Below are 14,699 nucleotides of genomic sequence, written 5' to 3'. Positions count from 1 at the left end.
CCATCGGGGTCATAAGGACTGTCAGAAAACGGACAGAACGCGGACTGATCATTGATTCTGATCAGTTCGGTTCCCTAATGTCGCTTTTTGTGCGCTTACTGAGCGTGCGAATCTGGTGACACTGTGGGAATCGAGGTTCGTCCATGCGCCGCCGATGGTCCCTGCCCGTACTTTCCGCGATCCTGATCGCCGCCGCGCCCGTGCTGCCGTCGGTCGCCGCCGCCGGCCCGCCGGGCAATGTCTACGACTACCTCGAAAACCCGCAAATGGTCGGCGAGGGTCAAGAGCCGCACCACGCGGGGCTTCGTCAATACGACGACACCCGGCAAGCCATGGCCGCCGACAACGATGTCAGCGCGGGCCGCTGGTCCCGGTCGCTGGACGGCGCGTGGCGCATCCACATGTCCGACCGGCCGGAGCAGGTGCCCGCGGGGTTCTACGCGGAGGGTTACGACACCTCCGGCTGGCGCACGGTGTCGGTGCCGCACACCTGGCAGACCGACGGCCTCGACCACCCGATCTTCCGCAACATCCCCACCGAGATGTGGCCGGACAAGCCGCCGGCCGTGCCGCACGACGTCAACCCGACCGGCGCCTACGTGCGTGGCTTCGACCTGCCCGCCGACTGGCGGGGCCGCCGCGAGTTCCTCCGGTTCGAGGGCGTGACCAGCGGCTACTTCGTCTGGGTCAACGGCAAGTACGCCGGCTACGACCAGGGCGGCTATTCGCCTGCCGAGTTCGAGATCACCGACAAGCTGCACCCGGGGCGCAACACGATCGCCGTGCAGGTGCACCGCTGGGGCTCCGGCGCGCACCTCGAGGACTACGACCAGTGGCGCTTCGCGGGCATCTTCCGCTCGGTGAACGTCTACTCGACGCCGCAGACCTTCGTGCAGGACATCGGCGTCCGCGCGGAGCTGGACGCGCAGTACCGCGGCGGCACGCTCGGCGTCGACGTCGAACTGCGCCGTAAAGACACGGGTACCTATCGCGTGCGGGCGACCTTGCACGACGCCGCGGGCAAACCCGTGGTGAGCACGACCGCGGACGCAGCGGGTGAGACGGCGAAGCTGAGCGCGCCCGTGGCCAACCCGGCCAAGTGGTCCGACGAGACACCCGACCTCTACACCGTGGTCGTCGAACTGCTCGATCCGAACGGCCAGGTCACGCAGGTGACCAGTCAGCCCGCCGGATTCCGCAAGATCGAGATCCGCGACAAGCAGATGCTGGTCAACGGCAAGCGCATCCTCGTCAAGGGCGTCAACCGCGCCGAGACGAGCGCGCGCGGCGGCAGGCACGTGACACGCGAGGAGACCTGGCAAGACGTCAAGCTGATGAAGCAGCTCAACGTCAACGCCATCCGCACCTCGCACTACCCGAGCGACCCGTCGCTGTACGACATGGCCGACCGGCACGGGATGTGGATCGACGACGAGGTCGACATCGAGACGCATCATCACGACAGCTGCCCCAACGACTGCCTGGCCGAGCGCCCCGAGTGGCAGACGGCGTTCATGGATCGCTACGTCGCGATGGTCGAGCGCGACAAGAACCACCCGAGCGTTTTCATGTGGGACACCGGAAACGAGGCAGGGCTCGGCAAGGCGCACTTCGCGATGGCCGACTGGACCCGCAAGAACGAGCCGAGCCGCCCGCTGTATCACCAGTCGAACTGGCCGGATGGCGACGCGCCGTTCGCCGACATCGCGGGGCCGCGGTACTCGACGCCGTTCAAGACGGGCGAGGGGCGTCCCGGTCTCGAAGAAGCGGTGAAGACGACCACCAAGCCGATCATCATGGGCGAGTACGAGCACGCGCAGGGCAACAGTCTCGGTGGTTTCCGTGAGTTCTGGGATGTCATCCGGCGCAATCCGTCCGCGCAGGGCGGGTTCATCTGGGATTGGGCCGAGCAGAACATCCGCCTGCCGCTGCGCACCACTCCGGATTCGTCGCCGAGCGGGATCCTCTCCTGGCTGACCGGCATGCCGTCGCAAGTGGACGGTCATCGTGGCAAGGCGCTGTCGTTGTCCGGTCTCGACGACTTCGTGGAGGTCTACCGCGACCGGCGGCTGGACGAGGTGTCGGACGCGCTGACCGCGGACGCCTGGGTGAAGCCCGTCGCCTGGTCCGGCGATTTCACGGTGCTGGCAAAGGGAAATCAGTACTCGCTGCGCATGGCCGACGCGAAGACACTGGAATTCACGGTCGCCGGGCATGCCGCGCGCGTGACCGTGCCCGCGAACTGGTACGACAACTGGCACCGCGTCTCGGGCACCTTCGACGGCAAGACCGTGCGGCTCCTGCTCGACGGCGCCGAGGTCGCGTCGGCCGACTGGACCGGCACGATCGGCCGCGACCCGCACGCGGTCAACGTCGGCCGCAACGCCGACTCCATGCAGGAATGGTCGACCACGCGCATGGCACACGGCGTGATCGACGAGGTCCGCGTCTACCACAAGGTGTTGACCCCGGCCGAGCTCGCTGCGGATCCAAAGTCAAATGCGTTGCTGGCACTGGACTTCGACCGTGTTGACGACCGCGGGACGTATTTGTCCTACGGCGCCGGGATGGGCGGTGTCGACGGTGTCGTCGGGCCGGAGCGGTCGCTGCAGCCGGAGACCGCGCAGCTGGCGTGGGTGCACGCGCCGATCCGGTTCGCCGAAACCCCGGACGGCATCAAGGTGACCAACGAGCGCGCGTTCGCGGGCACCGACGATCTGCGGTTCGCCTGGAAGGCGGAGGAAGCGGGCCGCGTGATCGCGAGCGGAACGCTGCCCTTGCGTCTCGCCGCCGGGGAAACCGCCGTCGTGCGCCGGCCCGCGCTGCCGCCGAACCCGGACAACATCGAGCGCACGGTCACCGTTCAAGCGGTGCAGAAGTCAGCCACCGCTTGGTCTTCCGCCGGATCGATCGTCGCGTTCGGACAGTTCGTCAACGGCAAGCAGATCACCGGCGTCGCGTCGCCGGAGCCGGGCGGCGCGGTGGACGTCAAGCAGACCGGCGACACGGCGGTGGTGTCCGGAAAGGACTTCCAGTACCGCTTCGAGAAGGGCTCGCTGACGTCGATGCGGGTCCGTGGCACGGAACTGCTCAAGGGCGGGCCCGCGCTGGACGTGTGGCGCGCGCCGGTCGCGAACGAGATGTATTCGGAAGACGCGTCGTGGCGGAAGGCCGGTCTCGACCGGCTGACGACCAGCGTCTCGGACGTCAAGGTGGAGCCTGGCCGCGACGAGGTCTCGGTGACGGTGAAGTCGTCCGCGTCCGCGGTGCCCGGCGCCTCGGTGGCGCAGACGATGACCTATCGCGTCTCCGGCACCGGTGAGGTGCGCATCCAGCACCGCGTCGACCCGCAGGGCGACGTGCGCGGGGTGCCGTATCTGCCGCGTGTCGGCTTCTCGCTGCGGATTCCGGCGGAGTTCCAGCGGTTCGGCTACTACGGCCGCGGGCCGGCCGAGAACTACAACGACCGCGCCGAAGGCAGCCCGATCGGCGTCTACTCGTCCACAGTGGACGAACAGTACGTCGACTACTACCGCCCGCAGGACTACGGCAACCACGGCGACGTCCGCTGGGCCACCCTCACCGACGGCCGCACCGGCGGCCTGATGGTCGCGGGTGATCTGCAGGTCGCGGTCAGCCCGTACGACGATCTCGAACGCGCCGCGTACCCGTTCGCGCTGCGGCGCAATCCCGGGTGGACCACGCTGCACGTGAGCCACGAGGTCAGCGGTGTCAGCGAGACGTTCCACCCGCCGCTGCCGGAGTACCGCACCCGCCCCGACGGCGAGTACGCCTACTCGGTGACCCTGCGGCCCCTGTCCCGCGCCGAGGTCCGCGACGGCACACCGTCCGGCCCGTTCGTCTGCGTACCCGACGCCCGGCTCGCAGGTTCGTCCGACACGATCGAAGCGGGCGGCACGGCGACGGCCACGCTGACCGTCACCAATCCCTGCCCGGTCCCGCTCGACAACGCGGCCGCGCGGGTGCAGGCGCCGCAGGGCTGGACCGCGTCGTCGTCGGGCACGCTCGGCCGCATCGCGCCGGGCGCTTCGGCTTCGGTGCCGGTCACCGTCACGCGCGGCCCCGACTCACCGGGCGGCCGCCGTCCGGTCACCGCCGAAGTGACCGGCTCGGTCTCCGGCCGAAAGGTGACGGCCAACGCGGAGTTGCAGCTCACCGGCATGCCACCGGCGCCGCGTGGTGACGTCGCCGTCTCCAAGCTGGAGTTCTTGACGGCCCAGAACGGCTGGGGCCCGGTCGAACGCGACCAGAGCAACGGCGAGAACTCCGGCGGCGACGGCGCCCCGATGCGCATCGCGGGCGTCGCCTACCCGACCGGTGTCGGCGTCCACGCGGAGTCCATTGTGGACGTCTACCTGGGCGGCCGCTGCACGTCCTTCACGGCCTCGGCGGGTATCGACGACGAGACCAGCGGCCAAGGACGGGTCACCTTCGAGGTCTACGGCGACGACCAGCGCCGCTTCGCCTCCGACCCGATCGCGGGCGGCGCGGCGGCGCTCCCGGTCTCCGTCGACGTCACCGGCGTCCGCACCCTGCGCCTGCGCGTGACCGACGGCGGCGACGGAAACGCCTGGGACCACGCGGACTGGGGCGCAGCCTCGCTCCGCTGCTCGCCCTAGCGGTGGGTCGTGAGTGGAGGAATCTGGCCGCTGGGCGACCAGATTCCTCCATTCACGCCTTCGCTGACCACACAAACGCCACTCATGTGACGCTGAGCGTGACATAAGCCCCGCTCGTTCCGGCCAGAACTGGCCGACCTCCTCGCTGAAGGTCCCCCGAGATCCACGCTATCTCGCACCTCCGACAGTTCCGGCCATCCAAGATCAACTTATGCCGGTTGTCCACAAGACTCGCCGACTGTGGACAACCGGCCCAATGTTGATCTTGAAACCCGACTCCCGCTCCCCGGCGCGATACGATGGTTGCAGGGGAGCCCCCGGGAGGGTGGGGGCTGGGGTTGGGCGGTTTTGGCTGGTAGACGGGGGTTTAGAGGCGGGGGTCGACCGGGTCCGACTCCATCGCCAGCACCGCGAAGACGCACTCGTGGACGCGCCACAGTGGCTCGCCTCGGGCGGCGCGGTCCAGGGCTTCGAGGCCGAGGGCGTATTCGCGCAGGGCGAGGGAACGCTTGCGGTTGAGGCCGCGTTTGCGGAGGCGGGTCAGGTTCTCCTCGAGGGTGTAGTCGGGGCCGTAGATGATGCGCAGGTATTCGCGGCCGCGGACCTTCACGCCCGGCTGCACCAGGCCGCGGGTGCCGCGAGTCAGGTTGGCCGCGGGCTTCACGACCATGCCTTCGCCGCCGGCTTCGGTCAGGTCCAGCCACCAGCGGGTGCCTTCGGCGACGGAGGCGGTGTCGGTGGTGTCGACCAGGCGGGTGCCGGTCAGCTTGAACAGGTCGCCGTCCGCTTCCGCCAGCCGGGTCGCCAGTGCGAGGTGCCAGGCGTGCGGACGCTCTTGGTGCGCGGCCTTTTCCGAGGCGAGTAGCTGGAACGGGGCCAGCTGGACACCGTCGAGACCGTTCGTCGGCCAGCAGTAGCGGCGATAAGCGTCGCGGTAGGCGTCCGCGTCCGACGAACGCAGGCGGGTGCGGTCGAGCAGTGCGGTGACGTCGACGCCACGCTCGGCCGCCGCGGCCAATTCGCTGACGGCGGCGGGCAGCACGGCCTGGGCGGCCGCGCCGACCGACGCGTACTGGTCGGCGATCAGCGAGCCCGCCTTGACGCTCCATGGCAGCAGCTCGGCGTCGAACAGCAGCCAGTCCGACTCGAGCTCCTCCCAGAGACCGGCCGCGCCGACGGCCGCGCGGACGCGGTCGAGCAGCTGGGCGTTCTGGTCCGGCGCGAAGAACGGACGGCCGGTGCGCGTGTAGACGGCGCCGCCGCCCTCGATGCCGAAGCGCGCGGGCGCGACCGTCTCGTCACGGCACACCAGCACGACGGCACGCGAGCCCATGTGCTTTTCTTCGCACACCACCGACTGCACGCCGGCCGCGCGGAACTCGGCGAACGCCTCCTCCGGGTGCTCGAGGTAGCCGTCCTGCTCGGACGTCGCACTCGGCGCCATGGTCGGGGGCAGGTAGAGCAGCCAGCGCGGGTCGAGCGCGAACCGGCTCATCACCTCGAGCGCCGCCGCCGACTGCTCGGCCGACACTCCCACCCGGCCGTGGTGCCGGGTCTCCACGATCCGCTTGCCCGTGACGTCGCCCAGCTCCAGCACGGCGTGCGGACGGGTCGGAGTGCCGGGGCCGAGCGGCCGCACCGGCTCGTACCAGACCTTCTTGGCCTTGACCGAGACGACTTCCCGCTCGGGGTAGCGCAGCGCGGTCAGCTTGCCGCCGAACACGCACCCGGTGTCCAGGCACATGGTGTTGTTGACCCACTCGGCGTCCAGCGTCGGCGTGTGTCCATAGAGGACGGTCGCGGCGCCCCGGTAGTCACGCGCCCACGGCAGCCGGACCGGCAGGCCGTATTCGTCGGTCTCGCCGGTCGTGTCGCCGTAGAGCGCGGTGCTGCGCACCCGCCCCGAAGCGCGGCCGTGGAACCGCTCGGGCAGGCCAGCGTGCGCCACGACGAGCTTGCCGCCGTCGAGGACGTAGTGCGCCACCAGGCCGTCGCAGAACGCGGTCGCCTTCGCGCGGAACTCCTCGTCCTGCTCGGCGAGTTGCTCCAGTGACTCGGCGAGCCCGTGCCGCACGGTCACCTTCTTGCCTTGCAGCGCGCGGACGAGCTTCTGTTCGTGGTTGCCGCAGACGACCATGGCGCTGCCGTTCGCGGCCATGTCCATCACCAGGCGCAGCACACCGGGCGTGTCCGGGCCGCGGTCGACCAGGTCGCCGACGAACAACGCGACGCGGCCCTCGGGGTGCGCCAGGCCATCCGCTCCCTGGACATAGCCGAGCACCGCCAGCAACTCTTCGAGTTCCTCGCGGCAGCCGTGCACGTCACCGATCACGTCGAACGGCCCGGTGACCTCACGCCGGTCGTTCAGCAGCGGCTCGATGACGATCTCCGCCTCGGCCACCTCTTCTTCGGAGCGCAGCACGTGGACGCGCCGGAAGCCCTCCTTCTGCAGGAACTTCAGCGAGCGGCGCAGGTCGTTGCGCTGCCGCCGGATCACGTGCTCGCCGAAGGCCCGGTCGGCTCGTTCTTCGTTGCGCGCCAGGCAAACCCGCTCGGGCAGGTCCAGCACGATCGCGGTCGGGAGCACGTCGTGTTCCTTGGCCAGCTTGACCAGGCTCGCCCGCGACGGCTTCTGCACGTTGGTCGCGTCGATGACCGTCACACGACCCGCCGCGAGCCGCTTCGCCGCGACGTAGTGCAGCGCGTCGAACGCGTCGCCCGTCGCGGACTGGTCGTTCTCGTCATCGGAGACCAGGCCGCGGAAAGTGTCGCTCGAGAGCACCTGCGTCGGCTTGAAATGGGTGCGCGCGAACGTCGACTTGCCGGAGCCGGAGGCGCCGACGAGCACGATGAGGGACATGTCGGGAATGGTCAGCTTCACGCCGCCACCTCCTCTCGAACGGTGAAGACCGCCATTTGGGTCGGCGGTCCTGAAACTTGGTCTTCCTGTCCCACCGGCAGGAACCGGACGTCGTAGCCACACCGCGCGGCGACGCCTTCGGCCCACTCGCGGAACTGCGCGCGCGTCCATTCGAACCGGTGGTCGTCGTGCCGGAAACTATGCTCCGGCAAGAACTCGAAGTGCTTGTTGTACTCGGAGTTCGGGGTGGTGACGATGACCGTGCGCGGCCGCGCGACCGCGAAGACGGCGTGCTCCAGCGCGGGCAGCCGCTCCTCGTCGACGTGCTCGATGACCTCCATCAGCACCGCCGCGTCGTACCCGGCGAGCGAGGGGTCGGCATAGGTCAGCGCCGACTGCCGCAGCGTGATCCGCGCACGCTGGAACTCGGGGAGCCGGTCCAGCTTCAGCCGCCGCTCCGCCGAATCGAGCGCGCCCGACGAGACGTCCAGCCCGACGATCTCGGTGAACGACGGGTCGTCCATCAGCACGCGCAGCAGCGCGCCGCCACCGCACCCGAGGTCGAGCACCCGGTGCGCGCCCGCCGCCCGCAGTGCCGCGAGGACGCTGCCCTGGCGCTGCACCGCGAGCGGCTGGCGCTGCTCGGGGGCCTCGGTCACCTTCGGCTCGGCTTCGGCCGGGATGTCGTCGGCCTCGGCGAGCTGCTCCAGGGCGTACCGGACGTAGGTACGGCGGCGCTCCAGGTACCGGTTGGTGATCAGCTCGCGTTCCGGGTGCTCACCGAGCCAGCCCTCGCCCACCTTCAGCAGCTTGTCCGCCTCGTCCTGCCCGACGAAGTAGTGCTTGTCGCCATCGAGCGCCGGCATCAGCACATAGAGGTGCTTCAGCGCGTCGGCCAGCCGGACCGTGCCCATGATCGACATGTCGACATAGCGCGAGTCGCCCCACTCCGGGAACGACGGGTCCAGCACGACCGGCTTCGTCTCGACCGTCCAGCCCAGCGGCTCGAACAACCGGTGCACCAGCTCGGCGCCGCCTCGGGCGGTCAGCGAAGGCACGCGGATCGTCAGCGGGATCGCCTGCCCGGCGAGGCCGGGCCGCAAATCGCAGCGGCCCGACATCGCCGTGGCGAAGACCGCGCGCAGCGCCACCGCCAGATGCGAGCCGCTGGCGTAGGGCCGGTCGTTCACGTACTGGGTGAGCGTGGTCGCGCCACCGCGCACGAGTTCGATCGGGTCGACCTCCACCAGCAGGGCCGCCGTGCAGAGCTCGGCGGTCGCCCGCGGGTAGAAGACGTGCGCGGTGCCGGCCGCGATCGTGAACGACTGGGCCTTCTCCGGGTGTTTGTGCAGGAGGAAACCCAGGTCCGTCGCGGGCCCGTGGGTGGTGGTGATCGTCAGAAGCACCCAGTGATCCTGACTGATCACCACCCGCCCGTCATGCGGTTTGTTGCATCGGTCCTCCACGGAGGTAGATCTTCGCCGCCAGGACGTGCTTGCACGGGCCGCGCGAGCCTTGGTGATGCGTCCACCACTGGCACGTGCACCGGGTGCCGGTCACCCGGTGTTCGAGCTCGCCGCTGCGGACGTACGCCGTTCCGTCCACTTCGGACCGGACGAGGCCGCCAGCGACCAGCTGCCGCGCGTGCTTGAGCCGAGGATGCTTCGACTCGATCTTCGCCGGGTCGAACGGCAGCTCACGCGGGAAGTACGCCGACTCCGCCACGTCATAGCCGATCCGCAGCGCCGCGATCAGCTCCGCGTCGTCGGTCAGCCCCTCCGCGCTCAACGACGACAGCACGCCGCCCTCACCGGAGAACCCGCGCGAGAGCTCCGGACTCAGCGCCAGCACGACCCGGCCGGTGCTGAGCCGCCATTCCCACACGCTCGGCGCCGGCTGGCTGTTCGCGTCGACCTCCGGCCCGTGCACGACCAGGCCGCGCACGAACCGCAGCAGTGGGAGCAGCCCCCGCAGCCGTTCGGTGCCCGCGAGGCAGACCGCGCGTGGTGACGGCCTGGAGGTCAGCCGCAGCCCGCTTCCGGCCTGCACCGCCCACAGCGGCGCCCGGCCCGAATGCCGGGGCAGGCCCCGCAGGAACCGCACCGCCTCGGCCGAGCTGACCTCGATCCGCGGCGAGGTGCGCGCGGACGCGGCCTGGACTTCGGCGAAGCCACGCAGCCAGCGTTGCGGGAGCGGGACCCGCTTCTCGATCAGCGCCTCCTCACCGGTCACCGCGACCATGCGATCCGGCCCGACGTGCAGCCGCAGCTCGCCTGCCGCGCCGACCCTGGTCAGCGCCTTCCGCAGCGGCTCGTTGACGTCGACGTTCGTGGTCCCGGTGCCGTGCACCTCGCCGTCGAGCCCGTCCGCCAGCAGGTCGTAGCGGGCGTAAACCCCGCAGCAGGCGGAAAACGACTCGAACCGCAGCCGTTCCCCGTCGCTGGTGACCACGGGGTCGGCGGGCCGCCGGAGCGCGGCGAGCATCGCGGGTGGCGTGTAGTACCGCTTGCCCGCGACCTCGGCGACGGCGAGCAGCGCCGTCGCCGACTCGGCCGGGCTGGTGAGCCTGCCCGAGAAGAACTCGGGATGGCCGCCTCCCCGCTCCGCCGTCGACAGCAGCAGCTTGTCGTCGTTGATCGATGAAGCGCCCTGGTAGCGGTGGGTGTGGTCGAAACTCATGCGCTCACCTCGGCGATCAGGTTGCGCGCGGCCTGGCCGCGCTGGGTGGGGAACTGCGCGGTCCGCAGGAGGAGGTCCTCCAGCTCGCCGCTGGTCACGGCTACGCTGCCCAGCTTCGCCGCGGCCTCGGTCGCCGCCGCGAGCAGGAAATGCGTGTCCCTGGTGTTCGCCGCCAGCAGCTGCGGCAGCGCCGTCGCCGCGATCTGCCACGCCGCCTTCGGCGCGATCTCGACCACCTCGCCGAGCGCCCGGCCCGCCCGGCTCGGCTTGATCACGCCCCGGCCGACCAGCTCGGCGAGCGAGAGGCCGATATCGTCCACTGTGGACACGGCGGAGCGTGCGGCGATGGCCTCCGCCGCGGCCACCCTGGCCGCGACCTCCTTGGCGCCCAAGGAGACCGCGAAGGCGGCGGGGCCGGCCGGTCCCAGCTCGACCGGAGCCGTGGCGAGCCAGTTCAGCGCGGTCGCCGCGCCGTAACCGTCCCGGTCGCCTGCCGCCGACGACACGTGCGGCAGCCAATGGGCCGCCAGCAGATCCGGCTCGAACGGCAGCACCAGCGGCCAGTACGCCAGCGCCGACGGCAGCAGCGCCGATCGGTTCGGCGACAGCCGCAGTTCGGCCTCCTGCAACGGATCGTCGGACTCGACCAGCAATGTCCGCGGGTCCGACGGCGTCGGTGAACCCAGCCCGGCCGTCAGCCGCGCGACCGCCATGCGCTCGGGCAGGCCGGTCGACGACGCGTACCGATGCGTGGCGACCTCGCCGCACACCACTTGGATCCCGTAGCGAGGCAGCGGCGACTCGGCGCGATGCTCCGGCGGCGTCCGCAGCAACGTCAGCAGCCGTTCGAGCGGCTGCTCGGCGCCGGGCAGCCGCCTTCCCGGTTCGACGCTGCCGTCCGGCGAAGACGGCTGCGCCGTCACCAGCGGCCGCCCTCCTTCGGCCACGATCTTCGCCAGCTCGTGCAAACGCAGCAGCACGATCGACAACGGGTTCGGTGGCAGGAAGACCGTGCTGTGCCACCAGCGGGCCCCGCGAATGGCCGACGACGGTGGCGCTGGTGGGGCGACGCCGTCGACCACCGCCCGCACCAGATCCATGAACGGCTCGACCGGGCAGCTCCAGCCCGGATCGTGGTCCCGGCGCGCCCGCGACGACGGCTCGAGCAGCCGCCGCAGCTCGGCCAGATCGGCGTCACGGGCGCCGAGCAGGCCGGTGACGGTGACCTCCAGCAGCAGCGGATCCGCTGTGTGACTGAGGATCTCGGTCACCGCGTCGGCGATTTCCCTTGCGGTACGGGGAATCGGCGGCAGTGACCGCGGCGCGGGCGGTGGCGGGAAGGCCATCGGGACGTCACGTTCGGCAGGCGCCAGGCCCAGTTCGCGGCGCACCGGCGTGGACAGCGCGCCGACCTGGGCTCGGACTTCAGGCGGCCACGTTTCGCCAGCCAGCCGCCGTACGAGGCCGACCGCGTGCCGCTGAACTTGTTCGTGGGGATGGGAAAACGCGCGCGCGGCGGCCACCGCGGCGCCGATCGGCTCCTCCTCGCCGACCTTTTCGAGCAGGGTGAGCACCGCCCGCGCCGTGATCTTCTCCGGATGGAGCAACGCGGCGGGCACGGTGGACAGGAACGCCGCCACGTCCAGCGGGCGGCCCGGCTCGCCGAGCACGGCCGCCGCCTCCCGGACGGTGCGGCCGTGCGTAGAGGTGAGCGCCGCGAGAAGATCGCGATCGTTCTTGCTGGTCAGGGCGGTTTCCGACGGATTCATCATGGTTCCCCCTTCACTCAAGACAAGTCTCTCAGAGGGGTACGACAGTTTTGGGCGACGCGATCCGTGGGACCCTGGGCCCATGCCGAACCGCCTCGCGAGCGCCACGAGCCCCTACCTCCTGCAGCACGTCGACAACCCGGTCGACTGGTGGCAGTGGGGTCCCGAAGCACTCGCGGAGGCCGAGCGGCGCGACGTGCCGATCCTGCTCTCGGTCGGCTACGCGGCCTGCCACTGGTGCCACGTGATGGCGCACGAGTCGTTCGAGGACGAGGGCACGGCCGCACTGATGAACGCGAACTTCGTCAACATCAAGGTCGACCGCGAGGAGCGCCCCGACATCGACGCCGTGTACATGGCGGCGACCCAGGCGATGACCGGCCAGGGCGGCTGGCCGATGACCTGTTTCCTCACCCCGGACGGGAAACCGTTCCACTGCGGCACCTACTACCCGCCGTCGCCGCGCCAGGGCATGCCGTCGTTCTCGCAGCTGCTGGTCGCGGTCGCCGAAGCCTGGAAGGACCGCCCCGATGAGCTGCGCGAGGGCGCCGGGCAGATCATCGCGCACCTCGCCGAGCGGACCGGCCCGCTGCCCGCGTCCACTGTGGACGCCGAAACCCTGAAGGCGGCGGCGGAGAAACTGGCGGCGGACGTCGACCAGGTGCACGGCGGCTTCGGCGGCGCGCCGAAGTTCCCGCCGTCCATGGTCCTCGAATTCCTGCTCAGGCACTACGAGCGCACCGGCTCGGTCGACGCTCTGTCCATTGTGGAGGATTCCGCGAGCGCGATGTCCCGTGGCGGCATCTACGACCAGCTCGCCGGCGGGTTCGCCCGGTACTCGGTCGACGCGGGCTGGGTCGTGCCGCACTTCGAGAAGATGTTGTACGACAACGCTTTGCTGCTCAGGCTTTACGCCCACCTCGCACGCCGGACCGGCGACACGAATGCGCTGCGCGTCGCCAAGGGCACCGGCGCCTTCCTGCTCGGCGACCTCGTGACCCCTGAGGGCGGCTTCGCGGCGTCGCTGGACGCCGACACGGACGGCGTCGAAGGCCTCACCTACGTGTGGACCCCCGCTCAGCTGCGGGAACACCTCGGCGACGAGGACGGCGCCTGGGCGGCCGAGCTGTTCGGCGTCACCGCGGAGGGGACCTTCGAGGAGGGCGCGTCCACGTTGCGCCTGCTCAGCGACCCCGATGACGACGAGCGCTTCGAGCGGGTCCGGTCCACCCTGCTCGCCGTGCGCGCGGGCCGCCCGCAGCCGGGTAAGGACAGCAAGGTCATCGCCTCCTGGAACGGCCTCGCCATCACCGCGCTGGCCGAGGCGGGTGTCGCGCTGGAGAACGAGCATTGGATCGGCGCCGCATACCGGGCCGCCGAGCTGCTGGTCGGCGTGCACCTCGTCGACGGCCGCCTGCGCCGCAGCTCGCGCGATGGCGTCGTCGGCGACGCGCAGGGCGTGCTCGAGGACTACGCCTGCGTCGCGCAGGGCTTCCTCTCGCTGCACCAGGCGACGGCCGAGCCGCGCTGGCTGACCCAGGCGACGAAGCTGCTCGACGTCGCGCTCGCCAGGTTCGCCGTCGAAGGCGAGCCGGGTGCGTTCCACGACACCGCCGACGACGCCGAGGCGCTGGTCCAGCGGCCTGCCGACCCGACGGACAACGCCAGCCCGGCCGGCGCGTCGGCGCTGGCCGAGGCGCTGCTGACGGCCTCGGCGCTGACCGGCCCGGAGCATGCGGCACGGTACCGCGAAGCCGCTGAGCAGGCGTTGAGCCGCGTCGGCGAGCTGGCGGCGAAGGTGCCGAGGTTCGCGGGCCACTGGCTGACCGTCGCCGAGGCCATGCAGTCCGGGCCCGTCCAGGTCGCCGTCGTCGGTCCCGAGCGCGAGGCGCTGGTCACCACGGCCGCCCGCGGCATCCATGGCGGCGGCATCGTCCTGGGCGGTGAACCGGGCTGTGTCCCGTTGCTGCACGACCGCCCTCTCATCGACGGAGCCGCAGCTGCATACGTTTGCCGCGGGTACGTCTGCGACCGCCCGGTCACCAGCGTCGAGGAGCTGGCCGAGGCTGTCCGCCGACGGTGAACGCACCCCCTGAACGGGTGATTCCGGCGTAGCGTGAGTAGCGATGTAATCATGTAATCGCTACAGGAGGACCCCATGGGACGAGGTTGGAAAGGCCGAGGCGGCTGGCAGCAGGGTGAGGTGCCCTCGGCGGACGACGCGGCGGGCTGGTTCGGCGGGCGCCTGCCCGACGGCTGGTTCACCGGCGCCGCCCAGGTCACGGTCGACCGCGAGGAGATCGTCGTCGTCGGCGAGCTGCCCGCGCTGACGGACGAGTACGAGGACGACGCCGCGCGTGCGGCCGCCGAGTCGGGCCGGATCAGCCGGTTCCGCGAGGAGACCCGCGACGCGCGCATCGAGATCGCCAGGCAGGCCGAGCACCGCTACCAGCGCAAGGTCGCCTGGGGCGCCAAGATCGGCGGCACGACCGAGCTGTTCACGACGCTTTCGGCGCCCGTGATGACCCGGTTGCGGCAGCCGGAGCGCCTGGTGCTGGACACGCTCGTCGACTCGGGCGTCGCGCGCTCGCGGTCCGAGGCGCTCGCGTGGGCCGTCCGGCTCGTGGGCCAGCACGCCGACAGCTGGCTCGGTGAGCTGCGGGAAGCCATGTCAAAGGTCGACGACCTGCGCGCGAAGGGACCGGACCTCGGCTGAGGTATGGACCACCGGTCGGCTCACCGCATACAGTG

7 protein-coding genes are annotated in these 14,699 nt (G+C 70.6%); 3 read left to right on the top strand and 4 right to left on the bottom strand.

Features of this window, described 5'->3' with window-relative positions; all coding sequences use genetic code 11:
- The first annotated feature begins 143 nt into the window (after positions 1–143).
- Positions 144–4,640 (top strand): glycoside hydrolase family 2 TIM barrel-domain containing protein, encoded by a 4,497-nt coding sequence (locus tag BLV57_RS17740; RefSeq protein ID WP_091289926.1) that lies wholly within the window; start codon positions 144–146, stop codon positions 4,638–4,640.
- 367 nt (positions 4,641–5,007) lie between these two features.
- Here BLV57_RS17740 and BLV57_RS17735 read toward each other — a convergent pair whose 3' ends face one another.
- The 4 genes from BLV57_RS17735 to BLV57_RS17720 are packed head-to-tail and all read right to left on the bottom strand — an operon-like array spanning position 5,008 to position 11,951.
- Positions 5,008–7,521, bottom strand: coding sequence for a polynucleotide kinase-phosphatase (locus BLV57_RS17735; protein ID WP_091289925.1), 2,514 nt, complete (start codon positions 7,519–7,521; stop codon positions 5,008–5,010).
- The gene (locus BLV57_RS17730; protein WP_091290467.1) at positions 7,518–8,906 is read right to left on the bottom strand and encodes a 3' terminal RNA ribose 2'-O-methyltransferase Hen1; all 1,389 of its coding nucleotides are present in this window, start codon (positions 8,904–8,906) and stop codon (positions 7,518–7,520) included. The genes BLV57_RS17735 and BLV57_RS17730 overlap by 4 nt, the downstream gene beginning before the upstream one ends.
- A 31-nt stretch (positions 8,907–8,937) precedes the next feature.
- Positions 8,938–10,179 carry an SWIM zinc finger family protein gene (locus BLV57_RS17725; RefSeq protein ID WP_091289923.1) on the bottom strand — a complete coding sequence of 414 codons (1,242 nt, stop codon included), beginning with the start codon at positions 10,177–10,179 and terminating at the stop codon, positions 8,938–8,940.
- Positions 10,176–11,951 carry a hypothetical protein gene (locus tag BLV57_RS17720; protein ID WP_143047087.1) on the bottom strand — a complete coding sequence of 592 codons (1,776 nt, stop codon included), beginning with the start codon at positions 11,949–11,951 and terminating at the stop codon, positions 10,176–10,178. The genes BLV57_RS17725 and BLV57_RS17720 overlap by 4 nt, the downstream gene beginning before the upstream one ends.
- A 79-nt stretch (positions 11,952–12,030) precedes the next feature.
- Here BLV57_RS17720 and BLV57_RS17715 point away from each other — a divergent pair, with 79 nt between their 5' ends.
- Both BLV57_RS17715 and BLV57_RS17710 read left to right on the top strand, forming a co-directional pair.
- On the top strand, positions 12,031–14,031 hold the full coding sequence (locus tag BLV57_RS17715; RefSeq protein ID WP_091289920.1) for a thioredoxin domain-containing protein: 2,001 nt from the start codon (positions 12,031–12,033) through the stop codon (positions 14,029–14,031).
- Positions 14,032–14,106: 75 nt separating this feature from the next.
- Positions 14,107–14,664 (top strand): hypothetical protein, encoded by a 558-nt coding sequence (locus BLV57_RS17710; protein WP_091289918.1) that lies wholly within the window; start codon positions 14,107–14,109, stop codon positions 14,662–14,664.
- Positions 14,665–14,699: the final 35 nt, after the last annotated feature.

Origin of the sequence: Amycolatopsis xylanica (assembly GCF_900107045.1) — a bacterium.
GTDB lineage: Bacteria > Actinomycetota > Actinomycetes > Mycobacteriales > Pseudonocardiaceae > Amycolatopsis > Amycolatopsis xylanica.
This window is presented reverse-complemented; position numbering and strand designations above follow the sequence as displayed.

Bases quoted from the DNA above. Each gene is read 5' to 3' on its own strand.
- BLV57_RS17710 (WP_091289918.1), top strand. From the start codon at position 14,107: ATGGGACGAGGTTGGAAAGGCCGAGGCGGCTGGCAGCAGGGTGAGGTG.
- BLV57_RS17740 (WP_091289926.1), top strand. From the start codon at position 144: ATGCGCCGCCGATGGTCCCTGCCCGTACTTTCCGCGATCCTGATCGCC.
- BLV57_RS17715 (WP_091289920.1), top strand. From the start codon at position 12,031: ATGCCGAACCGCCTCGCGAGCGCCACGAGCCCCTACCTCCTGCAGCAC.
- BLV57_RS17720 (WP_143047087.1), bottom strand. From the start codon at position 11,951: ATGATGAATCCGTCGGAAACCGCCCTGACCAGCAAGAACGATCGCGAT.
- BLV57_RS17725 (WP_091289923.1), bottom strand. From the start codon at position 10,179: ATGAGTTTCGACCACACCCACCGCTACCAGGGCGCTTCATCGATCAAC.